Below are 24,834 nucleotides of genomic sequence, written 5' to 3'. Positions count from 1 at the left end.
ACCATGGCAAAGACTTCTGCTGAATACCTCCGCGACATCGTCTCCGCGCCGGTCTACCGGGCCGCGAAGCACACCCCCATCGAATCGATGGACGGGCTGTCGGAGCGAATTCACAACCGGGTGCTGGTCAAGCGTGAGGACCTGCAACCGGTGCACAGTTTCAAGCTGCGCGGAGCCTTCAACCGCATGTCCCAACTCGTCGGCTGCCCCGGCGTGATCACTGCGTCCGCCGGCAACCACGCTCAGGGTGTCGCCCTTTCCGGCCGTGAGCTCGGAATGCGCTCGGTCATCGTGATGCCGGTGACCACCCCCTCGATCAAGGTCAATGCGGTGCGTGGCTTCGGCGGCGAGGTTATCCTCCACGGCGAGAACTTCGACGCCGCCCAGGCCAAGGCCAAGGAGCTCTCTCAGCTTGAGGGCCTGGAGTACGTTCCGCCGTTCGACGACGAGGCTGTCATCGCCGGCCAGGGCACCATCGGCCTGGAGATCTTCCAGTCCGGACCGGTCGACCGCGTCTTCGTGCCGGTCGGTGGTGGTGGACTCGCCGCCGGCGTCGCCGTCCTGTTCAAGGAGCTCAACCCGGAGATCAAGGTCATCGGGGTGGAGCCGGAGGAGTCCGCCTGCCTCACCGCGGCACTCGAGGCAGGGGAGCCGGTAACCCTCGACCACGTCAGCCTCTTCGCCGAGGGCGTGGCCGTGAAGACCATCGGCGCCGAGACCTTCCGGCTGTGCCGTGACTTCCTCGATGAGGTCATCACGGTCAGCTCCGACGAGATCACCGCGGCGATCAAGGACCTCTTCGACGACAACCGCGCCGTCGCCGAGCCTGCCGGTGCGACCTCCCTGGCCGGGCTGAAGAAGTACGCGGTCTCCCACGAGATCCACGATGAGACCCTAGTCAACATCCTCTCGGGCGCGAACCTCAACTTCCACACCCTGCGCTACATTTCCGAGCGCGCCGAGCTCGGTGAGGGTGGCGAGGGGATCTTCGCCGTTTCCATTCCGGAGGAGCAGGGGGCCTTCCTGAGGTTCTGCCAGGTGCTCGACGGCCGGATGGTCACCGAGTTCAACTACCGCGTCGACGAGCGCAGCGGCGGCCAGGACGCCGACCACCGGGCGCGGATCTTCGTCGGTGTACAGCTCAAGGGAGGTGTCGAGGAACGCACCGCCATCGCGGACGCCCTCGGCGACGCCGGCTACGACGTGGTCGACCTCTCCGACGACGAGACCGCCAAGGAGCATGTGCGCTACATGGTCGGCGGTGTGCCGCCGTCACCGGTCAACGAGCGGGTCTTCTCCTTCGAGTTTCCGGAGCACCCCGGTGCCCTCGTGCGCTTCCTCGACGTCCTGGGCACCCGCTGGAACATCACCGCGTTCCACTACCGCAGCCAGGGTATGGACTACGGCCGCGTCCTCGCCGGTTTCGAGGACGCCGAGTCCACCGAGTTCGAGGAGCACCTCGCAGAACTCGGTTTCCCGTTCGCCGAGATCACCGACGATCCCTCGTACCAGCTCTTCCTCGCCCCAGGCTCTGCGGAGTAGAAAGGGACGTCGGCATCACGCAGTCTGAGGTCGTTGGCGAGGGGGTCAGAACAGCCTCAGACTGCGTGCTGCGGACATGAGGTGTGGGGAGGGAGCCGAACGCGCAGTACATCGAGATCTGGCGACAGGGCAGACGCCTGAGGGTCGAGGTCGACGGGCTCCCTGGATTCCTCAGCGACGGCGTCACCACATGGAGTTGGGGACCCACGCGCCACCTGACCGGACTCGCGGGGACCCCGGTAGCAGTACCGGCAGGAACGCTCCGCTACCACGGGGACGCCTACGGATTCGCGCATCCACGGGAGAACCGCGACTGGTCAGGGGAAGACTTCACCCGACCCGTGGGAAAGATCATCGCTGAGCGTTTCCAGGGACGCGACTGTTGGACGGTGGAGCTGAAAGCGCCCCGCCGTAAGATCGGGCCGCTGCGGATGTGGATCGACCAGGAGTCCGGGTACCTGCTCGGCGAGGGCAACGAGCACCCGGATGCTGTGTGTTCCAGGGCGTGGATCGAGGACCCGGAGATCGGCGTCCCCCTCGACGACGCCTTGTTCGTCTGGGACGGCCCGACCGTGACCCCAGAGGAGGTCGAGGCAGCGCAGACTGCCGACCACCGGGCCCTGGAAGTGTCGCAACGTGCCTGGTTCCGGGCGCACATCGAGGACAGGCCCCTGCGGGTCTTCGCCACAGTCGACCTGACGCCGAGGCAGTGTGTCTTCTGCGACGACGGGACGTTTGTCGCCGGCAATGACGGAATCATCGTCCGGTCCGAAGACACCGGATCCGAGGTCGGGTATTCGTATGACATCACCTGGACTGAGGACGGATTCCGCACCACTGTGTGGTTCCAGAACCGTTCTGTGGCTCCGGACGATTCACTCCGCGACCTGCTCCGTCATCGATTCGACGGAGGGAACGCGACGGTAGCGGCCGAGAAACCTGAGGAACTGTGGCGGCTCAGCAGGCGGGAGAAGCAGGAACTCGCCCGCACCCGGATGCTGGAGAACATCGCCACCGATCTTTCTCCGGTGCCGGTGACGCTGGAACTCAGACCTACAGCCGTTCCTCGACATGACGATGCCACGGGTGAGTTCCACGCATTCGGGGAAGGATTCTCACTGACACGGAGCCGGCGGGTGGAGAGCCTGGGGGAGGCCGGTGTGAACGATCCGTCCTCGGAGCTTCACCGGTGGTCGACCCCGGACTTTGACTGTGAGCTCACGGTCTCCGATATGGTCTCCGTCAGCCACGCCGGCATCGAGGTGCTGTGGTCGCAGCTGCATCCGGGCGTCCCGGTGGACAGGTACTCCCGCTACCGGCCGGAGACGTAGGACGGAACTGCGCGGCGGAAGAATGCAGCTCCGCACATTACGCGTCCCCATTGTGCATTCTCAACAGTGTCCACTATCGGGAAACATGCTGGTAGGAGCATTTTCGTCGACCTGTAGTGTGCGTTACAGCATGCATAATGGTTACGCGGGGGAGGGCAAGGGACAGTGCGGAAGTGATTCGCAGGAGCAGGCGGTGGCCCCGGCCCCCTCAGCTCAACAGGGAGCCGAGGATCAGCCCCAGCTCGCCGAGGTGGTCGATCTCCGAGAGCAGGAAATCCGGCCCACCCGGTCGCCCGATGACCATGATGAGGTCGGTGCCGTCCAGGGGAGTGGCGGCCAGTGCGGAGTCCATGACGGTCCAGGATTCCGGGACCCAGGTGTCCCGGTCGGTCAGGGCGCGTGCCTCGCCCACCGGCGTGGCCTGCAGGATCCGGCCGTCGTCCTCGGGGGCGGAGGAGGACGCCGCGACCCGGCGTACCGCGACAGAGCCGTCCCCGGCGGTCACGGACTCCAGTACCACGACCCACTGCACGGACATGGTCTGCGGCAGCTTCTCCAGCAGGGACTCGAGCCCCTCGGTCCGGGCCTCGTGGCGGGCGACGCTGGCGAGCAGGCTGACCTGGCCACGACGGTCGACGGTCCCGGAGAACGGGCGGATGGAGTCGACGTAGACCCCGTCAACCTCCTGGGCGGCACTGATGAGGGCATCGGCGAGGCGTCCTGCGGGCAGGTCGACGACGATGTCGTCGACCACGGTGCCGTCGGGGTCATGCTCGACCACGTCAACGGTACGGATGTCTGCGTCGACGGCACCGAGGGTCGCGGCGATCTCGCCGAGAGTTCCGGGAACATCGGGCAGTCGGACGCGCATCAGGTAGGACAAGGCAGACCTCGAAAGGGTGGGGTGGACGTGATCGGACAGCCCGATTGTAGCGAAGGGGTTGTCACTCCGGCTCGGTGAAACACGGCGAATGCAGTCAAAGTACGGGGGAACGTACGGGGGAACCACGGTGAGTGCGTGTCAGTTCCGTCCCGACGGTCGACGGCGGCGGTCGGGCGACTAGAGTGTCTGAGGTACAGGAACACTGATCAGAAAGGGATCCCCTGTGTCAGAGATCTCCCGTGACGAGGTCGCGCACCTCGCCAGGCTCTCCCGCCTCGCCCTGACGGAGGAGGAGCTCATCCACTTCGCCGAGCAGATCGACGGCATCGTCGAAACGGTCGCCGCTGTCCAGGAGGTGGACACCGAGGGTATCGCCCCGCTGAGCCACCCGACCCAGAACGTCGACGGGGACGTCTCCGTCATGCGTGAGGATGTCCCCGAGTCCCTGCTCACCGCCGAGCAGGCCCTCGACCAGGCGCCGAAGCAGGCGCAGGACCGCTACCAGGTCCCCCGGATCCTCGGCGAATAGACGGACGAGCAGGAGAAAGAACACATGACTGATCAGACAGCACTCGTCGGCTCCCGCGACGATTCCGACCTCACCACCTGGACCGCCGCCGCCCTGGCGGAGAAGATCCACGCCGGTGAGGTCAGCTCGGTGGACGTCACCCGCGCCCACCTCGACCGCATCGCCGCCGTCGACAGCGACGTCCACGCCTTCCTCCACGTCGGTGGGACCGAGGCTCTCGCCGCCGCCGAGCAGGCCGACAAGGACATCGCCGCCGGGAATGTCGCGTCCCCGCTGGCCGGTGTGCCGCTGGCCCTCAAGGACGTCTTCACCACCACCGATGCACCGACCACCTGTGCCTCGAAGATCCTCGAGGGCTACATGAGCCCCTACGACGCCACGGTGACGAAGAAGATCCGTGCCGCGGGTATCCCGATCCTCGGCAAGACCAACATGGACGAGTTCGCCATGGGTTCCTCCACGGAGAACTCCGCCTACGGTCCGACCCACAATCCCTGGGACCTCACCCGCACAGCGGGTGGTTCCGGCGGCGGCTCCTCCGCAGCCCTGGCCGCAGGCATGGCCCCGCTGGCCATCGGCACCGACACCGGTGGATCGATCCGTCAGCCCGCCGCGCTGACCAACACCGTCGGTGTGAAGCCGACCTACGGCACCGTCTCCCGCTACGGCCTGGTCGCCTGTGCGTCCTCCCTGGACCAGGGCGGCCCCACCGGCCGCACCGTGCTGGACACCGCCCTGCTGCACGAGGTCATCGCCGGCCACGACCGGTTCGACGCCACCAGCTCGCAGCGTCCGGTCGCCCCGGTCGTCGCTGCCGCGAAGGAGGGCGCCAACGGTGACCTGCGCGGTGTGAAGATCGGCGTGGTCAAGCAGCTGGAGTCCGTCCGTGGCCTCCAGGCCGGTGTGGAGGAGAGCTACAAGGCCTCTCTCGAGCAGCTGAAGAGCCAGGGCGCGGAGATCGTCGAGGTCGACTGCCCCTCCTTCGACTACGCCCTCAACGCCTACTACCTCATTCTCCCCTGTGAGGTCAGCTCCAACCTGGCCCGCTTCGACGGCATGCGCTACGGCCAGCGCCGAGGCGACGACGGCCACCACTCCGCCGACGAGGTCATGGCGATCACCCGCGCCGAGGGCTTCGGCCCGGAGGTCAAGCGACGCATCATCCTGGGCACCTACGCCCTGTCGGTCGGCTACTACGACGCCTACTACATCAAGGCGCAGCGCGTCCGTAACCTCATCGCCCAGGACTTCGCCAAGGCGTTCCAGGACGTCGACGTGCTGGTTTCCCCGGTCACCCCGACCACGGCCTTCGCGCTGGGGGAGAAGGCCGACGATCCGCTGGCGATGTACCTCTTCGACCTGTGCACCCTGCCGCTGAATCTGGCCGGTGTGTGCGGTATGTCCGTGCCGGGGCCGCTGGCCACCGACACCGGACTGCCGGTGGGCCTGCAGATCATGGGCCCGGCCCACGGCGATGACCGGCTCTACAAGGTCGGCGCTGCGTTCGAGTCCGGCCGGTAGTAGGCCGGGGGCTGCCATTCGGGCCATTCGTTCTCCAGACCGGCGATGACGAAGTCCACGGTCTGCTCCGCCTGGTCCTCGGCGAGCTCTTCGCCCACCTCGGGTTCGACGGTCTCACCGTCGGTGAGGGTCTCGGCCCGGTCGAACTCCTCCTCACCGTCGGGCCGGCCGCGCAGCCGGTCCATCCGGTTCTGCAGGCCGGTGAAGGCGTCACGCAGCGTCGCCATGGCGAAGTAGATCTGCGCGTCATTGACGTCCAGGGCGTTCAGCCGGTCGCGCCAGGGGAGGAAGACCGGATGGAACGCCCCTTCCTCGGGGACCTGGGACTGGGCGATGCCGTGGAACCCGGGGAATTCACCACAGATCCGCCAGTACTCGGCGGCCCAGCTACGCAGAACCGTCTGCCAGTCGGCGTCCCGGTCGATGAGGTCCTCGATGTTGTGGAACTCCGCGGCGACAGTCACCATGCAGGCGTCGAGGACTGCCTCGCGGGAGTCGTACACCCGGTAGAGGGCGGACGCACCGACGCCGAGGCGACGTGCGATGGCGGACAGGGAGAAGTGGTCCAGACCCATGTCGAAGGCTTCGCGGACGACGTCCTCGGCACTGAACATGGGCTTGCGGCCGGACCGGCGTGGGGTGGTCGGGATCGGGGACACCGTGGGCGTGTGGACCGGAGTCTCCTGTCCGTCGATCTGAGGGGTCGGGCGGGAGACGGAGTGAGGGGCTGAGTGAGGGGCTGAGTGGGTGACAGTGTGTGGCACTGCCGTCGGGTGCTCGTGCATGGATGTCACCCTAGCCTGGGGGTTGTGGGACGGTACAACTTTCGAGAAGTGAGAGCCGGTGATTTACGCAACCGCCCCCGGACACCTGGTCGGCGTACCCTGGCGCCCATGTCTGAACAGGTGATCCACGGAGACGGTTGGGCGGTGGGATCGGACGGCGTCCGACGCTGGGGAACCCTCGGCGCGGCCGGACTCTTCCTCACCACCGTCGATAACGGTGTGACGCTGCTGCTCGTCCAGCACCGTGCGATGTGGACCAACTTCGGCGGCACGTGGGGCATCCCCGGCGGTGCGGTGGACGTCGGGGAGTCCGCGACCGAGGCCGCACTGCGTGAGACGCAGGAGGAGACCGGGGTGGATCCGGCGGATGTCACCGTCACGACCTCCGCCGTCACCTCCCGCGTCGCCCTGGAGCACGTGCTGCGCCGCGTCCCGCTGGAGGACGCTGAGCTTCCGCTCGCGGCCCCGGTGACCGACGCCGTGGCATCCGGCCTGCGGCTCTTCGACGCGCTGCGGGACCGCCCGGTGACGCACCCGGACACCGGCCACCGGCTGGTCGCCACCATCGACGGCCAGCTGTGCTGGGAGGTCCCGGACCCGACCGTGGAGGAGTGGACCTACACCACGGTGCTGGGCACGGCGACCCACACCCTCGAACTGACGCCGACCGCGGAGAGCAGCGATCTCGCCTGGTGCCCGATCGACGAGGTCGCGGAACTCCGTCTGCTGCCGCCCTTCCGGGAGGCGCTGCCCGGGCTGCGGGAGTTGCTCGCACAGCAGTGAACAAGACAGTGAACAGGTGTGGCAGACTGTCCCTCTGTGACTGACGCCGCCCCCGTGACCGCCGACCGCTATCCCGCCCTCCCGCTGCCCGAGTCGCAGGCGTGGAAGGCGCTGATCGCCCTGTGCACCGGGTTCTTCATGATCCTGCTCGACCAGACGATCGTGGCGGTGGCGACCCCGGACTTCCAGGAACACCTCGACGCCGACTACAACCAGGTCATCTGGGTCACCTCGGTGTACCTGCTGACCTTCGCGGTGCCGCTGCTGGTCACCGGACGCCTCGGCGACCGCTTCGGACCGAAGAACGTCTACTGCGTGGGCATGGTGGTGTTCACCCTGTCCTCGCTGTGGTGCGGTCTGTCAGGCAGCATCGAGATGCTCATCGCCGCCCGCGCGGTCCAGGGACTGGGTGCGGCCCTGCTCACCCCGCAGACCATGGCGGTGATCAACCGCGTCTTCGCCCGAAACCGTCGCGGTGCGGCGCTGGGTGCCTGGGGTGCGACTGCGAGCCTGTCGACGCTCACCGGTCCGATCCTCGGTGGCGTGATCACCGAGTACGTCGGCTGGGAGTGGATCTTCTTCGTCAACGTGCCCATCGGCGTCCTCTCGATCATCGCGGTGATGGCGTGGGTGCCGCGGGTGCGGACCACCACCCGGCCGATCGACCCGCTGTCGATCCTGCTGTCGATGGTCGCGGTCTTCCTCCTCGTCTTCGCCCTGCAACAGGGCGAGAAGGAGCACTGGACCTGGTGGATCTGGGTGATGGTCGCGGTCTCTGTGCCACTGTTCGCCGCCTTCGTCCGCCAGCAGGTCGTCGCCGAGGCAGCCGGACGCGATCCCCTGATGCCGCTGAGCCTGTTCTCGGTGCGCAACTTCAGCCTGGGAAATATCGGCATCACCGGCATGGGCTTCACCGTGGCGTCCATCCCGCTGCCGATCACGCTGTACTACCAGCAGGTGCACGGACTCTCGCCGCTGGGCGCGGGTCTGATGATGATCCCGCAGGCGGCGACCTCGCTGATGCTCTCGCCGATCGTCGGACGACTCAGCGACCGCCACAGCGCCCGGAAGTTCGGTGCCTTCGGTTTCACCATGATGGCGGTGTCCATCGTCGCGATGACCGTGGTGATGTCCGGTGGTGTCAGCCACTACTGGACCATCCTCCCGCTCATCGGCCTGGGTGTGGGCAACTCCTTCGTCTGGGCGCCGAACTCGGCGTCCACCATGCGCGACCTCGCCCCGGAGCAGATGGGTGTCGGCTCCGGCGTCTACAACCAGACCCGACAGCTCGGCTCGGTCATCGGTGCCGCGGCCGTCGGCGCGGTCATGCAGTGGCGCCTCACCGTCACCGACCCGGCCAGCGCCTTCGGCGAGGCGATCCTGCTCGCCGCGGCGGTGATCCTCATCGGCACGGTCACCTCACTGATGTCGCGGGACAACCACGTCGGGGCCGCCACACAGACAGCCGGCGGGCGCGCCTGAGCCTGTGCCGCTAGTCTGGGGTCCATGCGCATCGCGACCCTGACCAGTGGTGGAGACTGTCCCGGACTGAACGCCGTCATCCGGGGGGTGGTTCGGACGGCGGCGGGCCACGGTGCCACCGTCATCGGCTACGAGGACGGCTGGCAGGGCCTCGTCGAGGACCGACGCAAGCAACTCTACGACGACGAGGACATCGACCGCATCCTCACCCGCGGCGGCACCATCCTGGGGACCGGACGCCTGCCGGTCGACGAGTTCACCGGGGCGATCGACCGGGTCAAGGAGAATCTCGCGGACGCCGGGATCGACGCCCTCATCGCCATCGGCGGCGAGGGGACGCTCAAGGGGGCACAGTTCCTCCACGAACACGGCGTTCCGGTGGTGGGCGTGCCCAAGACCATCGACAACGACGTCAACGCCACCGACTACACCTTCGGTTTCGACTCCGCCGTGGCCGTGGCCACCGATGCGATCGACCGGCTCCACACCACCGCGGAATCCCACAACCGTGTGATGATCGTCGAGGTCATGGGACGCCACGTCGGCTGGATCGCCCTGCACGCCGGCATGGCCGGCGGCGCCCACGACATCCTCATCCCCGAGCATCCCTTCGACATCGAGGACGTCTGTACCCGCATGGCCCGTCGCTTCCAGCTGGGGGAGAAGTACGGGATCATCGTCGTCGCCGAGGGCGCGGCACCCAAGGAGGGGACGCTGGAGATGGCAGAGCGGGAGGTCGACCAGTTCGGCCACCAGAAATTCGGCAACGTCGGCGCACTGATCGCCCACGAGATCCAGAACCGGCTGGACGCCGACGTGCGCTCCACCGTCCTCGGCCACATCCAGCGCGGCGGCACACCGACCGCCTTCGACCGTGTGCTGGCCACCCGCTACGGCGTCCACGCCACCAAGGCCGCGCTGCGCGGGGACTTCGGCCAGGTTGTCGCCCTGCGCGGCGAGGCCATCCGGCTGGTCAGTTTCGACGACGCCGTGGGGCAGCTCAAGTGCGTTCCGGACCACCGGTGGGAGAGCGCCCTGTCGCTGCTGGGGTGACAACGGTGCTGACCCGGGTTCCGTGACCTGAGCCACCCGGGGTCACGTAAGGTGACGTTCACCATGGATGCACCGGAACACAACTCTCCGCGGAACGCCGACCGCAGCGCCTATGTCGCGACCCTCGGATTCCCTCTCCTCGTCATCATCGGCGGACTCGTCGGATTCTTCGGTCACGGCACCGTCGGTGGGCACAGTGACTGGGTCAACCCGCTGCTCGGACTGATCATGTTCGGCATGGGTCTGACCCTGCAGCCCGCCGATTTCGCCCTCGTCGTCAAGCGCCCACTGCCGGTGCTCATCGGCGTGGTCGCCCAGTACGTCATCATGCCGTTGGTCGCCCTCCTGGTGGTGTGGGTCCTGCAGCTGCCGGACGCGGTCGCCGCCGGCGTCATCCTCGTCGGCTGTGCACCCGGCGGGACGGCCTCGAATGTCGTCTCCTACCTGGCCCGCGGTGACCTGGCACTGTCGGTCGCCATGACCTCGGTATCGACCCTGCTGGCACCGCTGCTCACCCCGGTCCTGACGCTGTGGCTGGCGGGGGAGTACATGCCGCTCGACGGCGGAGGGATGGCCCTGGACATCGTCAAGATCGTCCTGGTCCCCGTCGTCCTGGGCCTCGTGGTCCGACTGTTCCTGCCGGGAGCGGTGGCCCGCGTCCTGCCTGTACTGCCGTGGGTGTCCGTCATCGCCATCGCCGTCGTGGTGGCCCTGGTCGTCTCCAACGCGCACGACAGCATCCTCGACGCCGGCCTGTCCGTCCTGGTGGCGGTCATCCTCCACAACCTGCTCGGTATGGCACTCGGCTTCGGCGCCGGAGCGGCGACCGGTCAACCGCTACGGACCAGGCGGACCATGGCGATCGAGGTCGGCATGCAGAACTCCGGGCTGGCAGCGGGCCTGGCGGCCCAGTACATGGAACCGCTCTCAGCGATCCCCGGTGCCATCTTCTCGGTCTGGCACAACATCTCCGGATCGCTGTTCGCCATGCTCTGCAGGGCTGTCGACAGACGACGCGCGACGACGCACTAGAGTAGGTGACCATGACTGCCGCGGTGAACGATTACTCCGATGATGTGATGGACTACGACGAGGTGCTGGAGCGCTTCGATCCCGTGATGGGTATGGAGGTCCACGTCGAGCTGCTGACGAAGTCGAAGATGTTCTCGACCTCGTCCGCGGAGTTCGGCGACGACCCGAACAGCAACGTCGACCCGGTGTGCCTGGGTCTGCCGGGCGCCCTGCCCGTGGTCAACCGCCAGGGTGTGGAGTGGGCCATCAAGATCGGCCTGGCCCTGAACTGCGAGATCGCCCCGTACTCCCGCTTCGCCCGGAAGAACTACTTCTACCCGGACCAGCCGAAGAACTACCAGATCTCCCAGTACGACGAGCCCATCGCCCACGACGGCTACCTCGACATCGTCCTCGACGACGGCACCCCGTGGCGCGTCGAGATCGAGCGCGCCCACATGGAGGAGGACACAGCCAAGCTGACCCACCTCGGTGGCGCCGGCGGCCGCATCCGAGGCGCCACCGCCTCCCTGGTGGACGCCAACCGTGCCGGCATCCCGCTCATCGAGATCGTGACCAAGCCGATCGAGGGCGCAGGTGCCCGTGCTCCCGAGGTCGCCCGCGCCTACGTCACCGCCCTGCGTGAGCTGGTCAAGGCCCTCGGCGTCTCCGACGTCCGTATGGACCAGGGCTCGATGCGCGTGGACTCCAACCTCTCGCTGCGCCCGATCGGGACCACCGAGTTCGGTACCCGTACCGAGTCGAAGAACATCAACTCCCTGAAGTCGGTCGAGCAGGCCGTGCGCTTCGAGATGCAGCGTCAGGCCGCCTGCCTTGTCAACGGTGTGGAGATCGTCCAGGAGACCCGCCACTACCAGGAAGCCGACGGGACCACCGCCAAGGGACGTCCCAAGGAGACCATGGCGGACTACCGCTACTTCAACGACCCGGACCTTCCTCCGGTCCTGGCCCCGGCCGAGTGGGTCGAGGAGATCCGCGCGACGCTGCCGGAGATGCCGTGGATCCGCCGGGCCCGCATCCAGGAGGAGTGGGGTCTCAAGGACGAGGAGATGCGTGACCTCGTCAACGCCGGCGCCCTCGACCTCATCATCGCCACTGTCGAGGCTGGTGCCGGTGCCACCGAATCCCGCAGCTGGTGGGTCGCCTACCTCGCCCAGAAGGCCAACGAGGCCGGCACCGACCTCGAGGGTCTGGCCATCACCCCGGTCCAGGTCGCCCGTGTGATCGCCCTGATCGGTGAAGGCAAGCTGACCAACAAGCTCGCCCGTCAGGCCGTCGACGGCGTCCTCGCGGGGGAGGGGGACATCGACGAAGTCGTCGCCGCCCGCGGTCTGGAGGTCGTCCGTGACGACGGTGCCATCGAGAAGGCCGTGGAGGATGCGCTGGCGGCCAACCCGGACATCGTGGAGAAGTACCGTGCCGGCAACAAGAAGGTCACCGGTGCGATCGTGGGTCAGGTCATGAAGGCCACCCGCGGCAAGGCCGACCCGGCCCAGGTGAACAAGATCATCGCGGAGAAGCTGGGCTAGGCCTGCCGTGTGAACCGCCGGGCATCATAGCCCCCGCAGGAGTGTTTCTTGAAGAAATAACAATCCTGCGGGGGTTTCGGCGTTTTTCACCCGTTTCGGGGGTGATGTGGGGGTGAACTTACAGAGGTGTCAGGGTGCTTAACGGAAAACCGGTGACGTACGTCGCATGAGACTGCATACTTAATCAGACGTTTACAGACGTGACCCCTTTTACGACCGGTCCGTTGCGAGCTTCCGGCGCCCCGGCCACCCATCCGTGTGCCTGTGAACCTGGAAGCCCGGCGACCGACCCCCGCTCTTCGAGGAGCCCTCCGTTGCTCATTGGTATCCCCAGGGAACCACAGACACTGGTCGCTGCCACCCCGGACACCGTCGGCAAGCTCATCAAGCTGGGCTACGACGTCGCTGTCCAGTCCGGTGCCGGCGACCAGGCAAACCACCCCGACAGCCAGTACGAGACCGCCGGTGCGCGGATCGTCGGCGATGACGTCTGGTCCACGGCCGACATCATCACCACGCTCGACACTCCCTCCGCCGAGCAGCGTGCGGCCATGAAGCCGCAGGCCACGCTTATCGCCCGTCTCGCCCCCGGGCGCAACGACGAGCTGGTCGCCGATCTCGCGGCGGAGAACCTCACGGCCATGGCGATGGACACCGTCCCGCGCATCAGTCGTGCGCAGGCCATGGACGTGCTCAGCTCACAGGCCAACGTCGCCGGTTACCGTGCGGTCATCGAGGCCGCCAACACCTTCGGTCGACTGTTCACCGGTCAGGTCACCGCCGCCGGTAAGGTTCCGCCCGCCACCGTGTACGTCATCGGCACCGGTGTGGCAGGCCTCGCCGCCATCGGTACCGCCAACTCCATGGGTGCGGTCGTCAAGGCCACCGACCTCCGTCCGGAGACCGCCGAGCAGGTCGAGTCGATGGGCGCCGAGTTCGTCGCCATCCCGACCGCCTCGGAGAAGTCCGACGACGGCTACGCCAAGGAGATGACGCAGGACCAGGCTGCCGCCGCCGCGAAGCTCTACGCCGAGCAGGCCGCCCAGGCCGATATCGTCATCACCACCGCTAACATCCCGGGTCGCAAGTCCCCGGTGCTGCTCACCGCGGCCGACGTCGCCGCGATGACCCCCGGTTCGGTCATCGTCGACATGGCCGCCGCCAACGGCGGTAACTGTGAACTCACCGTCCCCGGTGAGGTGACCGAGACCGACAACGGTGTGAAGATCATCGGCTACACCGACCTGGCAGGACGCCTTCCTGCGCAGTCCTCCCAGCTCTACGGCCAGAACATCGTCAACCTGTTCAAGCTCGTCACCCCGGGCAAGGACGGCCGGCTGGTCCTGGACATGGACGACGAGATCGTCCGTGGCATCACGGTCACCCAGGCGTCCGCCACCGGGTCGGCGTCCGACATCCTGTGGCCGCCGCCGCCCGTGAAGGTCTCCGCCGCACCGGCGCCCGCTCCGGCCGCTGCTGCCGCCGAGGCCGAAGAAGAGGAGCCGAAGGGTTCCGGTCTGTGGTGGAAGATCGTCGCCGGTGCGCTCGGTGTGGCACTCGTGCTCGCCAGCCCGCTGTCGGTGACCACGAACTACATGATCCTCATGCTCGCCGTCGTGGTCGGCTTCTACGTCATCACCGCGGTCACGCACTCCCTGCACACACCGCTGATGAGTGAGACCAACGCGATCTCCGGCATCATCCTGGTCGGTGCCGTGCTCCAGGTCGGATCGTCGAATGCGGCGATCGCGGTCCTGGCGTTCATCGCGATCGTCATCGCCTCGATCAACATCTTCGGTGGCTTCGCCGTCACCCGACGCATGCTCGCCATGTTCCAGGGAGGTAACTGATGAATTCCTTCATCCTCGCCACTGAGGTCACCAACCCGGATGTGTCCCAGGATCTCCTGGACTGGACCGACCGGATCTCCACTCTCGCCTACCTCGTCGCGGCCCTGCTGTTCATCCTGGCTCTCGCCGGTCTGTCCAAGCAGCAGTCCGCCGCCCGGGGCAACACCTTCGGCATCGCCGGTATGACCATCGCGCTGGTGGCCACGGTCTTCAAGGCTGCCGTCCAGTCCCACGCGGACCCCGAGAACTACAACGACGCCTGGGTCACCATCCTCCTCGTCGCGGTCGCCATGCTCATCGGTGCCGTCATCGGTATCGCCCGTGCCAGCAAGGTCGAGATGACCGGCATGCCCGAGCTCATCGCGATGCTGCACTGCTTCGTGGGTGCGGCCGCCGTGCTCATCGGTGTCAACTCCTTCATCCACGCCGAGCACACCTCCGAGGCCGGCTACGAGAAGTTCCACCTCGGTGAGGTCTACCTCGGCATCTTCATCGGTGCCGTCACCTTCACCGGCTCGATCATCGCCTACCTGAAGCTCTCTGCCCGTATGAAGGGTGCCCCGCTCACCCTCCCGGGTCGTAACCTGCTGAACCTGGCGATCATCGTCCTCTCCGTCGTCGGCATGGTCTTCTTCATCCTCACCGGTACCGAAGAGGCCGACAACAAGGCTGTCGCATGGACGATCCTCGGCATCATGATCGTCCTGGCCCTGCTGCTGGGTCTGCACCTCGTCGCCGCCATCGGTGGCGGCGACATGCCGGTCGTCGTGTCCATGCTGAACTCCTACTCCGGTTGGGCTGCCGCAGCGGCCGGTTTCATGCTGGCAAACCCGCTGCTCATCATCACCGGCGCACTGGTCGGTTCCTCCGGTGCCTACCTGTCCTACATCATGTGCAAGGCGATGAACCGTTCGTTCATCTCCGTCATCCTGGGTGGCTTCGGCACCGAGGCGTCCTCCAGTGACGACCGTGACTACGGCACGCACACCGAGGTCACCGCCGAGGAGACCGCCGAGCTGCTGAAGAACGCCAAGTCCGTGATGATCACCCCGGGCTACGGCATGGCCGTGGCCCAGGCCCAGTACCCGGTGGCCGCAATGGTCTCCAAGCTCCGCGAAAAGGGTGTCGACGTCACCTTCGGCATCCACCCGGTCGCCGGCCGTCTGCCCGGTCACATGAACGTGCTCCTGGCCGAGGCCAAGGTGCCCTACGACATCGTGCTCGAGATGGACGAGGTCAACGACGACTTCGCCGACATCGACGTGGTGCTCGTCATCGGCGCGAATGACACGGTCAACCCCATCGCCGAAGAGCCCGGCTCGCCGATCGCCGGCATGCCCGTGCTCAAGGTGTGGGACGCCAACCGCGTCGTCGTGTTCAAGCGCTCCATGGGTGCCGGTTACGCCGGCGTCCAGAACCCGCTGTTCTTCAACGAGAACTCCGACATGCTCCTCGGCGACGCCAAGGATTCCGTCGAGAAGATCACCTCCGCCCTGTAACCGGCCCTCTCAACAGGACCGCTCAGGCGAAAGCCCCGGCCTCGTCGCCGTCCCGGATATCTTCCGGACGCGGCGCGGCCGGGGCTTCTGCGTTCCCGGCCGCATTCCAGAACGGCGTGCCCCCGAGACGCTCCCGGTCGTGCGGGGTGTAGAACGCCGCCGGATCCGGCCCGACCGCGACCACGCCGGTGGGGTTGATGTCGGCGTGCACCCGGTAGTAGTGCTGCTTGATGTGGTCGAGGTTGACGGTGTCTCCGATACCGGGGGTCTGGAAGAGGTCGCGCAGGTAGCCCCAGAGGTTCGGCATCTCGGCGATCCTGTTCCGGTTGCACTTGAAGTGCCCGTGGTAGACATGGTCGAAACGCACCAGTGTGGCGAAGAGGTAGACATCCGCGAGCGTCAGGTGCTCACCGACGAGGTACCGGCGGGTGGCCAGGTGCTCCTCGAGCTCATCGAGCCGGGCGAAGAGTACGGCGAAGGCGTCCTCGTAGGACGCCTGGTCCCCGGCGAACCCGCAGCGGTACACCCCGTTGTTCACGGTGCGGAAGTTGAGGTCCGCCATCGCGTCGATCTCTTCACGGAGCTCAGCGGGGTAGAGGTCCGGGGCGCCGGACCGGTGCAGCGGGGCCCACTGTGTGGCGAGGTCAGTGACCATGGAGCGGAAGTCATTGGTCACCACGGCCTTCGAGTTGACCTCCACCAGAGCGGGGACGGTGATCCCCTTCGGGTAGTCCGCGTACCGGTGCAGGTAGCAGTCCCGCAGTCGGCCGACGCCGAGTACCGGATCCACCGAGTCCACGTCGAGGTCGAAGGTCCAGGACTTCCAGTCGTGGGTGGGACCGCACAGCCCCTGCGACAGCGGGGCCGGACCGGTACCGCCTGGGCCGGCGTCCGGTCCGACATCCAGCCCGACGAGCCGACGGGTGATGATCGCGCGGTGGGCCCAGGGGCAGGCCCGGGATCCGACGAGCCGGTAGCGCCCGGCCTCGACCGGCCACTCCCGGTCGCCCTCAGGGTGTTCCACGACCCGGTCGTCGATGTAGTTCATGTCCCGGTCGTAGCCGCCGGCCTCGACGTATCCCACTGCGTCCTCCTCGGTAGTTGTTCCGTTCCTCCCCAGACTAGGCCGAATCCCCGGGTGGGCCGGTCGTGTCTACCGCTGTGGCGGGGATTCGGTGTTTATGGTGGGGATGTGACTGATGAGACGAAGAACCCCCGCCGACCCGACCCCGACCCTGATTTCGAGACCGTGGACGACCTCGGGGGCATCGACGTGCCAGATGCCCCGGAGACCGATGTCCCGGAAGCCCCGCGTCCCGCCCGAGACATCTACGACGTCACCGGGCGCGCCCGTCCACAGAAGATCGTGCCCAAGGCTCCTGAACCGGAACCTGAACCCGAACCGGAGCCTGAGGCGGAGGACACGGAGACCACCGTCTTCGCGTCCTCGCCGGAGGAGTCCGCCGGGGCCACACAGGTGATCGGCGGCCCCGTCGAGTCGGGCAGCTCCGACGCCCTGGACGACGAAGACGCCGCGACGCGCGTCTTCGATCCGGTGGCCGTCCCCCCCGATGCGCCGGCCGGAGACGACGCCTATGCCAGCGGTTACGGTCCCGACTACGAGACCGCCGTCTTCGACGACACCCGCCAGGTCGGGGACATCGACGGCGCTGACACAGAGAATGCCGTGAACGCCGAGGAGCTCGACGGTACCGGGGATGCAGAGCAGGAGGCCGGTGCTGTCGCGGTGACGTCCACCCCGCGCGGCACCCTGGACCTGGGACTGCTCATCCTGCGCATCGTGGTCGGCGTCCTGCTGATCCTGCGTGGTGCCCAGACCCTCTTCGGGTTCGGTGGTGATCCGGGGGTCGATGCCCTGGAGAGCCGGCTGTTCGACTTCACGGCGGCCGATGTTCTCGCGATCGCCCTGCCGGTGGTCCAGCTCGTCGGTGGTGGGCTGCTGCTGCTGGGGCTGGCGACGCCGGTCGGCGGTGCTTTCGCACTGGTCGGCGCGGGCTTCATGGCCCTGTTCGAGCTCTCGCAGTCCGGTGCCGGCTACTGGCCCTATGAGATGAGCAAGGACGTCCAGATCTGGGCGATCCTGGGTCTGCTCGGCCTGGTGCTCATCTTCACCGGCCCCGGCCGATACGGCGCGGACGTCTCCCGTGGTTGGGCGACCCGCCCGAGGGCGTCCGCCTGGCTGTGGGCGGTCATCGGCATCGCCGGTGCCGCGGCGGCATGGGTGCTCCTCGGCGGGGGAAACCCGTTCTGATCAGCCCATCATCGCCAGGCGCGCGGCCATGGCGAGCATGAGGACGCCGATGCCGAGGTTGATCCACCGCCAGACGGACACCTTCGACAGTGGCCGGGCGAGCAGTCGGGCGGCGTAGCCGACCCCGACGAAGAAGAGCACCGAGCCGACCAGGGCGCCGACGGTGAAGACCCACTTTCCGTCGCTCCCGTACTGGTTGGACATGGTGCCGAAGACGATCATGCCGTCGACCCAGGCCGCCGGGTTGAGGAAGGTCACGGCCAGTGCGGTGGGGAGCGCGGCCAGTGCCGGCATCCGGGTCGTCACCCGGGTGCGCAGCGGAATGCGGGTGAGCGTGGCCACGGCGGAATCAGAGCCGGCGTCGGGGGAGTGCACAGTTACCGTCTCCACCGAAGGACGCTCGGTGGAGGTGTCGATCGGGGTGGGGTTGCGCACGTCACGCAGGCAGGTGGTGGCGAACCACAGCAGGTAGGCCACGCCGCCCCAGCGCAGGATCTCCAGCAGCAGCGGCATCTTCTCCACGACGACCGCCACGCCGGCGGTGCCGAGGGTGAGCAGCACGATGTCGCCGATGATGAACACGGAGACGACCAGGCCCACACCCCAGCGTCGCACACCCTGCTTGAGCAGGACGATATTCTGCGGCCCGATACCGACGATGACGGTCAGCTGGAACAGCAGTCCGGAGAGGGCGACATGGAACTGGGAGGCAAGGGTAGCGGTCATCACCCGGATGAGCCTAGGAACCACCCCCGATGAAGACAACCAAGCACTTCTGAACTGACGTAAGATCGGCTTCATGATCCCACGTCACCTCGACACTCTGCTGCTTGTCGTCGATGAGGGGAGTTTCGACGCCGCAGCCTCGCGTCTGGGCGTGAGCCCCTCGGCGGTCAGCCAGCGGATCAAGGCGCTCGAATCGGACGTCGGCCGGGTGGTAGTGCGGCGTGGCTCACCGGTCGGCGTGACCGAGGCCGGGGAGGTGCTTGTCCAGGCGGCCCGACGCCTGCGGCTGCTGGAACAGGAGACCGATGACCGGTTGCGGGGACGTATCAGCGAGCGTCCGGTGACTGTCGGCGTCAATGCGGACTCGCTGGGTACCTGGTTCCGACCTGTGCTGCGGACCGTCGCGGAACAGGGCGGGATCGCGCTGCGGTTGACGGTGGAGGATGAGCAGCATTCCCTGGAGATGCTGCGCCGGGGCGACTGTATGGGGGTAGTCACCGCATCCGCCGATCCGGTCCCTGGCTGTGAGGTCGAGGAACTCGGTGTGCTGCGCTACTGGCCGGTCGGATCCCCGGCCCTGGCCGATCGTCTGGACAGCGAGGACGGCGGCGGATGGGAGAACCTGCCGCTGCTCATCATCGGTGAGCATGACCGGATGACCGATGACATCCTCGACCTGCACGGCATCATCCCGGATGTGGGACGGCGGGTTTCCCGGATCCCGAGTTTCGAGGGGCTCAACGATGCCGTGGTCGCAGGTCTGGGCTGGACGGTGGTCCCCGTGCCCGCTGCGACGCCGTTCGTGGACGCCGGCACCATGGCCCGGCTCAGCGACGATGTCCTCGAAGTGCCGCTCTACTGGCAGCGGTGGCGGCTGGAATCGGACACGCTGGAGGCGCTGACCGACGCGATCCACGCGGCGGCGGCGGTGGGGCTGGATTAACCGGAGGACGCCGCCAGCGCCCGACCGGTTGCCGTATCCGTTGCCGCGACCTCGGCAGGTGTTCCGTCGGCGATGATCCGGCCACCGTCGGCTCCCGCACCCGGGCCCAGGTCGATCACCCGGTCCGCCTGCGCGACAACCCTTAGGTCATGTTCGACGACCACCACGGAGTCCCCGGCGTCCACCAGGCGGTGCAGTTCGGTGACCAGCAGGTCCACGTCCGCCGGGTGGAGTCCGGTCGTCGGCTCGTCCAGCAGGTGCACGGTCGGGGTGCGTCGTCGCGTCTTTCCGGAGCGCTGCAGTTCGGTCGCCAGCTTGATGCGCTGAGCCTCGCCGCCAGAGAGCTCCGGGGCACCCTGGCCCAGCCGCAGATAGTCCAGACCGACCGCGTGCAGGGCCTGAAGTGCGGCGGCGATCTGCGGCTCCTCGGTGAACACGACCCGGGCCTCGGCCACGGTGAGGTCGAGGATCTCCGCTACGGTGTACCCGTGCCAGGTGACCTCCAGGGTCTCCGGGTTGTACCGGGCACCGTGGCAGTCGGGGCAGGTCGTGTAGCTGCCGGGCAGGAACACCAGCTCCACCTCGATCGTCCCCTCTCCGTCGCAGGTGGGGCAGCGGCCCTGTGTGACGTTGTAGGAGAACCGGGAGACCGTCCATCCGCGTCGCTTCGCCTCGTCGGTGTCCGCGAAGAGCTTGCGCACCCGGTCGAACAGGCCGGTGTAGGTGGCCAGCGTGGAGCGCGGCGTCCGTCCGATGGGCTGTTGGGTGATCAACAGCGCACGTAGGCCGGTGGCCTCCAGTATGCCGGGGAGCACCTGGGAGACCAGGGTCGACTTCCCGGACCCGGAGATGCCTGTGACCGCGGTGAACTGGCCGAGGCCGAGGGTGGCGTCCACATCGAGGGTGCGCGCGGTGGAACGCACCGGCACGCCGTCCGTCGCGGGTCGCGGGGCATCCTTCAGGGTGGGGAAGGATGCCGCGAGCGCGCGTCCGGTCGGAGTGTCCTGCGCGGCCAGGCCCGCCACCGGGCCTGACCAGAGGACCTTCCCGCCGAGCTCGCCGGCACCCGGGCCGACATCGATGACATGGTCGGCGTCGGCGACCAGGGCCATATCGTGCTCCACGAGGATGACACTGTTGCCGGCGCCCAGGAAACGGTCCATCAGTTCACGGACCGCGGTGCGCTCGGTCGGGTGCAGACCGGCCGAGGGCTCGTCGAGGACGTAGACCACCCCGAACAGGCCGGAGTGCAGCTGGGAGGCCAGTCGTAGCCGCTGCATTTCACCGGCGGACAGCGTGGTCGCCGGGCGGTCCAGGCTGAGATGCCCGAGACCCAGGTCGACGGCGGCGGTGAGTGTCGGCAGGACCTGGTCGAGCAGGAGGCGTTCGGCCTCCGTCGTTGCGTCGGCGGCGTCCTCCGTGGTGACGGAGCCCTGTTCCAGCAGTTCCCGCAAGGCCGCCAGAGAGAGGGCATTGAGTTCATCCACCGGGTAGCCGCGGTAGGTGACATGCAGAGCGTCCGGAGTGAGGCGGCGTCCACCGCAGTCCGGGCACACCGCATGGTCCATGAAGGAGAGCACGCGCCTGCGGGTCGACTCCGATCCGGTGGCGGCCAGAGTCTCGCGCAGGTACACCGAGACCGACCGCCAGGTGCCGTCGTAGGTGCGTTGAATCTGGTCGGCGCCGCGCACCGGATGCACCGTGACCACCGGCCTGTCGTCGGTGAACAGGATCCAGTCGCGCTCGGTCTGCGGCAGGTCGTGCCAGGGGAGGTCGGTACGGTAGCCGAGGGTGACGAGGATGTCATGGAAGTTCTTGCCCAGCCACGCGCCGGGCCATGCGGCGATCGCCCCCTCGTCGATGGACAGTGACGGGTCCGGCACCATCGACTGTTCCGTCGGTGCGTGGACCGTCCCCGTGCCCTGGCAGGTCGGGCACATCCCGGCGGCGGTGTTGGGGGAGAAATGGTCTGAATCCAGCCGACCCACTCTGTCGCGCAGCTCGGCGGGGTAGTCGCCGCAGCGGGAGTACAGCAGCCGCACGGAGTTGGACACGGTGGAGAACGTCCCCACCGTCGACCGCGCACCGCCGCCGGCCCGGTTCTGCTCCAGAGCGACCGTCGGTGGGAGTCCCTCGATCCGCGCGACCTTCGGGTCCACCGCGCCGGCGATCAGACGGCGGGCGAACGGGGCGACGGATTCCAGGTAGCGGCGCTGCGCTTCACCGTGGATCGTGCCGAAGGCCAGCGACGACTTCCCCGATCCGGACACCCCGGTCACCGCGACCAGCGCATTGCGGGGAAGTTCCACATCGACGTGGCGGAGGTTGCGCAGGTGGGCGTCGTGCACGGAGATCAGGTCAGACATGACCGCCCAGTCTAGGCGGTACCGTGGGCGCCATGGATCTGGGAATAGCAGGACGCTGGGCCGTGGTCTGCGCGTCGAGTAAGGGACTGGGCTTCGGATGTGCGGACGCGCTGGCCACCGAGGGTGTGAACCTGGTGGTCAATGCGCGGAATGCGGACACGCTGGGTGAGTCCGCGGAGCGGTTGCGTCGCCACGGTGTGGAGGTCCGCGAGATCGTCGGCTCCGTGGCGGATGCCGCTGTGCGTGAGGAACTCCTGGACGCCGCCCCACAGATCGACATCGTGGTGACCAACGCGGGCGGCCCGCCGCCCGGCGACTTCCGCGAGTGGGATGAGGACGCCTGGCTCGGGGCACTGCGTCAGAACATGCTCACTGCGGTGGAACTGATCAAGGCGACGGTGGACGACATGGCGTCCCGCGGTTTCGGCCGCATCGTGAACATCACCTCTGGGTCGGTGAAGGCGCCGATCGCGAACCTGGGCCTGTCCAACGGGGCGCGTTCAGGGCTGACGGGCTTCGTCGCAGGTGTCGCCCGGCAACCGCAGCTGGCCTCGTCGAGTGTCACGCTGAACAACCTGCTGCCCGGGAGGTTCGCCACCGACCGGATCCGGGAGACCGCCGGGGTCGCACCGGGTGAGGATCTACCGGCACCGGAGGGTATCCCGGCCGGACGCTTCGGGGACCCGGCAGAGTTCGGGGCGGCCTGTGCGTACCTGTGCTCGGAGCAGGCGTCCTACATCACCGGCCAGAACCTGCTGCTCGACGGTGGGGCATACCCGGGCACGTTCTGAGCGGCGGCCCCGGGCCTCGTCAGCAGCGTCGGCCGTGATGACGCGGGAAAAACTAATCCTCGACGACGCGGACAGCACCCTTGTCGGCGCTGGCGGCCATCTTCGCGTAGGCACGCAGGGCCTTGGTGACCTTGCGCTGGCGGGTGGCCGGCTTCCACGGGTTCTCGGAGGCCTCCATCTCCGCGCGACGGGAGGCGATCTCCTCGTCGGAGATCTCCACGTTGAGCTGACGGTTGTGGACGTCGATGGTGACCGTGTCGCCGTCACGGATCAGACCGATCAGGCCACCGGCGGCAGCCTCGGGGGAGACATGGCCGACCGAGATGCCGGAGGAACCGCCGGAGAACCGGCCGTCGGTGACCAGGGCGCACTTCTTGCCCATGCCGGAGCCCTTGAGGAAGGCGGTGGGGTGCAGCATCTCCTGCATACCCGGGCCGCCGGCAGGACCCTCGTAGCGGACGATGATGACGTTGCCGGCCTTGATCTTCTTCTTGAGGATCACCTGCACCGCCTCCTCCTGGGACTCGACGACCAGCGCCGGACCCGAGAAGTGCCACAGGGACTCGTCGATACCGGCGGACTTGATCACCGCGCCGTCGGGGGAGAGGTTGCCGCGCAGGATGACCAGACCACCGTCGGCCGTGATGGAGTGCTCCACGGAGTGGATGCAGCCGTTCTCGTCGTCGAGGTCCAGGCTGTCCCACACATTCTCCGTGGAGAAAGGTTCGGTGGTGCGGACGCCACCGGGAGCGGCGTGGTACAGGTCGACGGCCTCCTGGGCCGGATTCTCCGCGGAGATGTCCCAGTGCTCCAGCCAGTCCTTGAGGGACGGGGAGTGCACGGTGTGGACGTCTTCGTTGAGCTTGCCGCCACGCCACAGTTCACCGAGGATGCGGGGGATACCACCGGCCCGGTGGACGTCCTCCATGTGGTAGTCGGCGTTCGGCGCGACCTTGGACAGGCAGGGGACGGTCTTGGACAGGTCGTCGATGTCCTGCAGGTCGAAGTCGACGCCACCCTCCTGGGCGGCGGCGAGGATGTGCAGCACAGTGTTGGTGGAACCACCCATGGCCATGTCGAGGGCCATCGCGTTCTGGAAGGCCTCCTTGGTCGCGACGGAGCGCGGCAGCACGGAGTTGTCACCCTCGCCGTAGTAGCGTCGGCACAGGTCGACGACGAGACGTCCGGCCTCGCTGAAGAGGTTCCTGCGCGCGGCGTGGGTCGCCAGGGTCGAACCGTTGCCCGGCAGGGACAGACCGAGAGCCTCGGTGAGGCAGTTCATCGAGTTCGCGGTGAACATACCGGAGCAGGAACCGCAGGTCGGGCAGGCGGCCTGCTCGACGGTGAGCAGACCCTGCTGCGTGACCTGGTCGTTGGCCGAGGCGGAGATCGTGGTGATCAGGTCGGTGGGGGCGTGGGCCACACCGTCGACGACCACGGCCTTGCCGGCCTCCATCGGACCGCCGGAGACGAAGACCACCGGGATGTTCAGACGCATCGCGGCATTGAGCATGCCCGGAGTGATCTTGTCGCAGTTGGAGATACAGACGATGGCGTCCGCCTGGTGGGCGTTGACCATGTACTCGACCGAATCGGAGATGATCTCACGGCTCGGCAGGGAGTACAGCATGCCGGAGTGTCCCATGGCGATGCCGTCGTCCACGGCGATCGTGTTGAACTCGCGGGCGACGCCGCCGGCCTCCTTGACTGCCTCGGCGACGATGTCGCCGACGTTCTTCAGGTGGACGTGACCCGGGACGAACTGGGTGTAGGAGTTCGCGATCGCGATGATCGGCTTGTCGAAGTCATCGTCGGTCATGCCCGTGGCACGCCACAGGGAGCGGGCGCCGGAGGCGTTGCGTCCCTGGGTGGTGACAGAGGAACGGAACGGGATTGTGTTCATGTGGGCAGGTCCTT

Annotated in this window: 20 protein-coding genes; 14 read left to right on the top strand and 6 right to left on the bottom strand. The window is 67.4% G+C overall.

The features are described 5' to 3' along the window. Positions 1-3: 3 nt before the first annotated feature. On the top strand, positions 4-1,542 hold the full coding sequence (gene ilvA / locus ACZ9GM_RS06600) for a threonine ammonia-lyase, biosynthetic (protein WP_291476368.1): 1,539 nt from the start codon (positions 4-6) through the stop codon (positions 1,540-1,542). A gap of 83 nt (positions 1,543-1,625) precedes the next feature. Continuing rightward, positions 1,626-2,873, top strand: a complete 1,248-nt coding sequence (locus ACZ9GM_RS06595; RefSeq protein ID WP_291476367.1) for a hypothetical protein — start codon at positions 1,626-1,628, stop codon at positions 2,871-2,873. 208 nt (positions 2,874-3,081) lie between these two features. Here the strand turns inward: ACZ9GM_RS06595 and ACZ9GM_RS06590 are convergent, their stop codons facing one another. Then, positions 3,082-3,756: an ACT domain-containing protein gene (locus tag ACZ9GM_RS06590; RefSeq protein ID WP_291476366.1), complete on the bottom strand. Its 675-nt coding sequence runs from the start codon at positions 3,754-3,756 to the stop codon at positions 3,082-3,084. Positions 3,757-3,979: 223 nt separating this feature from the next. Between ACZ9GM_RS06590 and gatC the strand changes: the two genes are divergently transcribed. Both gatC and gatA read left to right on the top strand, forming a co-directional pair. Beyond that, complete coding sequence (gene gatC / locus ACZ9GM_RS06585) at positions 3,980-4,285, top strand: Asp-tRNA(Asn)/Glu-tRNA(Gln) amidotransferase subunit GatC (RefSeq protein ID WP_291476365.1); 306 nt, start codon at positions 3,980-3,982, stop codon at positions 4,283-4,285. A gap of 24 nt (positions 4,286-4,309) precedes the next feature. Next, complete coding sequence (gene gatA / locus ACZ9GM_RS06580; protein WP_141327705.1) at positions 4,310-5,806, top strand: Asp-tRNA(Asn)/Glu-tRNA(Gln) amidotransferase subunit GatA; 1,497 nt, start codon at positions 4,310-4,312, stop codon at positions 5,804-5,806. Here gatA and ACZ9GM_RS06575 read toward each other — a convergent pair. Then, the gene (locus ACZ9GM_RS06575; protein WP_476037450.1) at positions 5,770-6,465 is read right to left on the bottom strand and encodes a TetR/AcrR family transcriptional regulator; all 696 of its coding nucleotides are present in this window, start codon (positions 6,463-6,465) and stop codon (positions 5,770-5,772) included. The genes gatA and ACZ9GM_RS06575 overlap by 37 nt on opposite strands. A 234-nt stretch (positions 6,466-6,699) precedes the next feature. On the opposite strand from ACZ9GM_RS06575, the gene ACZ9GM_RS06570 reads away from it, so the two are divergent. The 7 genes from ACZ9GM_RS06570 (at position 6,700) to pntB (ending at position 15,819) form a co-directional block, all read left to right on the top strand. Next, positions 6,700-7,374 (top strand): NUDIX domain-containing protein, encoded by a 675-nt coding sequence (locus ACZ9GM_RS06570; RefSeq protein WP_476037449.1) that lies wholly within the window; start codon positions 6,700-6,702, stop codon positions 7,372-7,374. A 36-nt stretch (positions 7,375-7,410) separates the two neighbouring features. After that, entirely contained in the window at positions 7,411-8,856 is a 1,446-nt protein-coding gene (locus tag ACZ9GM_RS06565) for a DHA2 family efflux MFS transporter permease subunit (RefSeq protein ID WP_291476362.1), read from the top strand. A 24-nt stretch (positions 8,857-8,880) separates the two neighbouring features. Continuing rightward, on the top strand, positions 8,881-9,909 hold the full coding sequence (locus tag ACZ9GM_RS06560) for an ATP-dependent 6-phosphofructokinase (protein WP_291476361.1): 1,029 nt from the start codon (positions 8,881-8,883) through the stop codon (positions 9,907-9,909). Positions 9,910-9,972: 63 nt separating this feature from the next. Next, entirely contained in the window at positions 9,973-10,941 is a 969-nt protein-coding gene (locus ACZ9GM_RS06555) for a bile acid:sodium symporter family protein (RefSeq protein WP_291476360.1), read from the top strand. 11 nt (positions 10,942-10,952) lie between these two features. After that, positions 10,953-12,470, top strand: a complete 1,518-nt coding sequence (gene gatB / locus ACZ9GM_RS06550; protein ID WP_291476359.1) for an Asp-tRNA(Asn)/Glu-tRNA(Gln) amidotransferase subunit GatB — start codon at positions 10,953-10,955, stop codon at positions 12,468-12,470. Positions 12,471-12,784: 314 nt separating this feature from the next. Next, a complete protein-coding gene (locus ACZ9GM_RS06545) occupies positions 12,785-14,320 on the top strand; it encodes a Re/Si-specific NAD(P)(+) transhydrogenase subunit alpha (RefSeq protein WP_291476358.1) in 1,536 nt (511 codons plus the stop codon). Further along, positions 14,320-15,819 carry a Re/Si-specific NAD(P)(+) transhydrogenase subunit beta gene (gene pntB / locus ACZ9GM_RS06540; protein ID WP_291476357.1) on the top strand — a complete coding sequence of 500 codons (1,500 nt, stop codon included), beginning with the start codon at positions 14,320-14,322 and terminating at the stop codon, positions 15,817-15,819. Before ACZ9GM_RS06545 ends, pntB begins: the two co-directional genes overlap by 1 nt. A gap of 22 nt (positions 15,820-15,841) precedes the next feature. Here pntB and ACZ9GM_RS06535 read toward each other — a convergent pair whose 3' ends face one another. After that, positions 15,842-16,903: a glutathione S-transferase family protein gene (locus tag ACZ9GM_RS06535; protein ID WP_291476356.1), complete on the bottom strand. Its 1,062-nt coding sequence runs from the start codon at positions 16,901-16,903 to the stop codon at positions 15,842-15,844. 108 nt (positions 16,904-17,011) lie between these two features. Between ACZ9GM_RS06535 and ACZ9GM_RS06530 the strand changes: the two genes are divergently transcribed. Beyond that, positions 17,012-18,091, top strand: a complete 1,080-nt coding sequence (locus ACZ9GM_RS06530) for a DoxX family protein (RefSeq protein ID WP_291476355.1) — start codon at positions 17,012-17,014, stop codon at positions 18,089-18,091. Here the strand turns inward: ACZ9GM_RS06530 and ACZ9GM_RS06525 are convergent, their stop codons facing one another. Further along, complete coding sequence (locus ACZ9GM_RS06525) at positions 18,092-18,817, bottom strand: LysE/ArgO family amino acid transporter (RefSeq protein ID WP_291476354.1); 726 nt, start codon at positions 18,815-18,817, stop codon at positions 18,092-18,094. 73 nt (positions 18,818-18,890) lie between these two features. Here ACZ9GM_RS06525 and ACZ9GM_RS06520 point away from each other — a divergent pair, with 73 nt between their 5' ends. Beyond that, a complete protein-coding gene (locus ACZ9GM_RS06520) occupies positions 18,891-19,760 on the top strand; it encodes an ArgP/LysG family DNA-binding transcriptional regulator (protein WP_291476353.1) in 870 nt (289 codons plus the stop codon). On the opposite strand, the gene ACZ9GM_RS06515 is transcribed toward ACZ9GM_RS06520, so the two are convergent. Then, positions 19,757-22,126 carry an ATP-binding cassette domain-containing protein gene (locus tag ACZ9GM_RS06515; RefSeq protein WP_476037448.1) on the bottom strand — a complete coding sequence of 790 codons (2,370 nt, stop codon included), beginning with the start codon at positions 22,124-22,126 and terminating at the stop codon, positions 19,757-19,759. The two genes, ACZ9GM_RS06520 and ACZ9GM_RS06515, sit on opposite strands and share 4 nt — an antisense overlap. 32 nt (positions 22,127-22,158) lie before the next feature. Here ACZ9GM_RS06515 and ACZ9GM_RS06510 point away from each other — a divergent pair, with 32 nt between their 5' ends. Continuing rightward, positions 22,159-22,917, top strand: coding sequence for an SDR family oxidoreductase (locus ACZ9GM_RS06510; protein WP_291476351.1), 759 nt, complete (start codon positions 22,159-22,161; stop codon positions 22,915-22,917). 52 nt (positions 22,918-22,969) lie between these two features. On the opposite strand, the gene ilvD is transcribed toward ACZ9GM_RS06510, so the two are convergent. After that, positions 22,970-24,820, bottom strand: coding sequence for a dihydroxy-acid dehydratase (ilvD, locus tag ACZ9GM_RS06505; protein WP_291476350.1), 1,851 nt, complete (start codon positions 24,818-24,820; stop codon positions 22,970-22,972). Positions 24,821-24,834 lie beyond the last annotated feature (14 nt).

It is taken from the genome of Corynebacterium sp. UD i78, from assembly GCF_056280545.1.
Note: the sequence above shows the minus strand (reverse complement) of the source record. Positions and strands in the feature narration are given on the sequence as shown.